This is a genomic window from Bifidobacterium sp. UBA6881, from assembly GCA_002451435.1.
Lineage (GTDB): Bacteria > Actinomycetota > Actinomycetes > Actinomycetales > Bifidobacteriaceae > Bifidobacterium.
In genome coordinates this window covers 1,937-5,105 of record DKCF01000107.1, presented here as the reverse complement: position 1 = coordinate 5,105, position 3,169 = coordinate 1,937, and the positions used below count along the sequence as shown (strand labels likewise).

Genomic DNA, 3,169 nt, shown 5'->3' with positions numbered 1-3,169 from the left:
CCGTGGTCGCATGTCGTTCGTTCATGCGATTCAGCCTAGTAGCGAGCGTCAACCGCGCCGCTCCATGATGACGGCAGGCATACGCCGTATCCATCGCAAATCCTGCGGAAAGCCCGTGGACGCAAAACGGGCGGCGCGGAACTCTCCGCACCGCCCGAACCATCACCGGCAGGTCTTATCGCTCAGCGGCGCTCAGTGGGTCTCCCCCATCGCGCCCTCCACCGCCGAGCCGTCGTCGGTTACGGCGGCTTCGATGGCGTATTCCAGCGATTTCGCGATATCCGGCAGCGGCATGAACGGTGTGCCGTTCGGCTTGCCGACCACCTGCTGCGAAGCGTACGGAACGTGGATAAATCCTCCGCGCACTCCCGGGAACTTGCGATCCAGCAGATACAGCACGTTGTACATCACGCTGTTGCAGACGAAGGTGCCCGCGGTGTACGAGACGAACGCGGGAAGCTCGTGAGCGCGCACGTTCGCGACCATGGCCTTGACCGGAATCGTGGCGAAGTACGCGGTGTCGCCATCCTCGCGCAGCGGCTGGTCCAACGGCTGTTCGCCGTCGTTGTCGGGAATCCTCGCCTCCGCGAGATTGATGGCGACCTTCTCCACGGTCAAAGCGCTGCGGCCGCCGGCCTGGCCGACGCTGATCACGATGTCCGGCTTCACGTCGGTGATGGCCTTCTCCACCACTTCGGCGCTGCGCGTGAACACGGTCGGAATCTCCAGTTTGACGATGCGCGCGCCGGCGATCGTGTCGGACAGCAGCTTCACCGCCTCATAGGCCGGATTCACGGATTCCCCGCCGAACGGGTCGAAGCCCGTAACCAATACCGTAGTCATTTATTGCTCCTTGCATTGTGGACCGCCGCTGAAGACGCGCATCCGATGAGCGGGACGGCCGCGGCGATCCGACGAATCATTGTTTGAGAACGCTACCACGCTCAGCTGGCGATGAGCATGTACGCGATCTGCACGACGATCATGACCAGCGCGGTAGGCACCTGGTTCTTGATCACGCCCATGCGGTCCCTCATGTCCAGCATGGCCACGGGGACGATGTTGAAGTTGGCCGCCATGGGCGTCAGCAGCGTTCCGCAATATCCGCAGGTCAGCGACAGCACGCCGACCACCGCGGGATCGGCGCCGAACGCCAGCACGAACGGCGCGCCAATACCGACCGTCAGCACGGTGATGGCCGCGAACGCGTTGCCCATCACCATCGTGAACAGCATCATGCCGATGGCGAATACGATGATGCCCACCACCACGTTGCCCTTCGGGATCACGCCGCCGACAAGCTTGGAGATCACGTCGCCGACGCCCGCGGAGGTGAAGATCGCGCCAAGGCTCGCCAACAGCATGGGCAGCATGCTCAACGGGCCCATGGCGCTCAGCAGGCGTTCCGAATCGTTCAGGAACACCAGCGGCTTGTTGCTGCGGTTGAACGCCATGAGGATCGCCGCGGACACGACGACGCCGATCGAGCATCCCGCGAGGGCGCCGATCTGGGTGAACAGCGCGCCGACGATCGCGCAGACGCCGATGGCCAGTGCAGGAACGAACACCTTCATGCCGATGCGCTTGAAGTTGTTTTCGCTTTCCTCCTTGGACGGGCCGCTCGACGTGCCTTTCTTCACACGCTGGAGGATGGCGGGAATGACCATGAGCACGATGAGAACGCCGTCCACGATGGAGGGGATCCAGCGTCCGAATGCGATGACCACGCCCAACAGGCTCCAGAACATGCAGGTGCCGTAACGGGACGGATTCGTCTTGTCTTTGAGGTTGCGCACACCCGTGTAGATGACCATGAGGCCCATGATGATGTAGAAGACCTCGAGGATCTTCGTGCCGATGGTAACGGAAGAATCCATGAAAAACGACATATCAGGCCTCCTTCGCGTCATTGGAGACGGCCGCGGAGCCATAGTACTTGGCGCGCAGGCGACGGTCCTTGATGATGTAGTAGCCGGCGGTGACCGCGACAGCGATGACCGCGACCGGAATCTCGATCAACGCCATGCGCAGCAGGTCGACGTCATAGCCGAGCGGCTTCAGAGTCGACTGGACCAGCAGCGCGCCAGCGGTGCCGACGAACAGCATCTGCCCGAAGAACCAGGCGACGTTCTCCATGCCGGAGGCCATGCCTTTGAGCTCCTCCACGTATTCGTCGTTCGGTTCGTGCCCGGACGCCTCGATCGCGCCGATGGCCATGGGCATGATGATCGGGCGAACGAATCCCGCCACACCGCCGAAGCTGACGTTGAACGCGGCGAACGCCACGCGCATCACGCCATACAGCGCGATGATGATGCCCGGCGTGGCGTTCTTCGCCTTGCCGATCAATGCCGCCGCAGCGTCCTTCAGACCGTTGCGTTCCAGCGTGCCGACGACCAGCAGAATAATGATGAACACCGCCATGCTGCGGTTGCTGACGAACGATTCGCCCAATGTGGTGAGGAAACCGTCAACGCCGATTCCGCCGACAAGCGCGGTAACGATGGCCGCCGCGAAAATGATGAGGATGGAGTCCAATTTCAATGCGAAACCGACGATCACGATCACGATGCCCAACAGCACCAGATAATCCATCCGCCTCTCCTTTCAATCCATGTTTCGATATTCAGCAAACTTGTCCACTGTATCGGGTCGTGCTGTCAAAAGAATCATGGGCTGCATGCATCATGCGTCCATCGGCACCGCACTGCATCGACAAAGTGTCATCGTTTGTCGAACGGCGGATTGATCACACGGCCGCGCCAATAATAGGTTTCGTCGTGCGCATTGATGGCGCGGACCACCTTGCATGGTTGGCCATATGCTACGACGTTCGCGGGGATGTCCTTCGTGACCAGCGAACAGGCGCCGATCACCGAATTCTCGCCGATGGTCACGCCCGGCAGCACAGTGACGTTGGCGCCCAGCCACACGTTGCAACCGATGGTGACCGGCAGGGAGAACTGCGTCATTCCCTCGCGAAGGTCGGGGCGGATAGGATGCCCCGTGGTGGTGATGGTGACGTTCGGCCCGATCATTGCATACTCGCCGATATGCACTTCGGCGTCGTCCACCAATGTGAGATTGAAGTTCGCGTAGGCATGGGCGCCAAAGAACGCGTTGCAACCCCAATTGGCGTGCAACGGAGGCTCGATGTACGCGCCTTCGC

Annotated in this window: 4 protein-coding genes; all 4 read right to left on the bottom strand. The window is 61.3% G+C overall.

The features are described 5' to 3' along the window. Positions 1-192 precede the first annotated feature (192 nt). Positions 193-843 carry a pyroglutamyl-peptidase I gene (pcp, locus tag B3C64_RS08240; protein ID WP_291534998.1) on the bottom strand — a complete coding sequence of 217 codons (651 nt, stop codon included), beginning with the start codon at positions 841-843 and terminating at the stop codon, positions 193-195. 101 nt (positions 844-944) lie between these two features. Further along, a complete protein-coding gene (locus B3C64_RS08235) occupies positions 945-1,889 on the bottom strand; it encodes a DUF979 domain-containing protein (protein ID WP_291534997.1) in 945 nt (314 codons plus the stop codon). 1 nt (position 1,890) lies between these two features. Next, the gene (locus B3C64_RS08230; protein ID WP_291534996.1) at positions 1,891-2,595 is read right to left on the bottom strand and encodes a DUF969 domain-containing protein; all 705 of its coding nucleotides are present in this window, start codon (positions 2,593-2,595) and stop codon (positions 1,891-1,893) included. A gap of 128 nt (positions 2,596-2,723) precedes the next feature. After that, positions 2,724-3,169: sugar O-acetyltransferase (locus tag B3C64_RS08225; RefSeq protein WP_291534995.1), on the bottom strand; the 446-nt coding region annotated here is incomplete at its 5' end.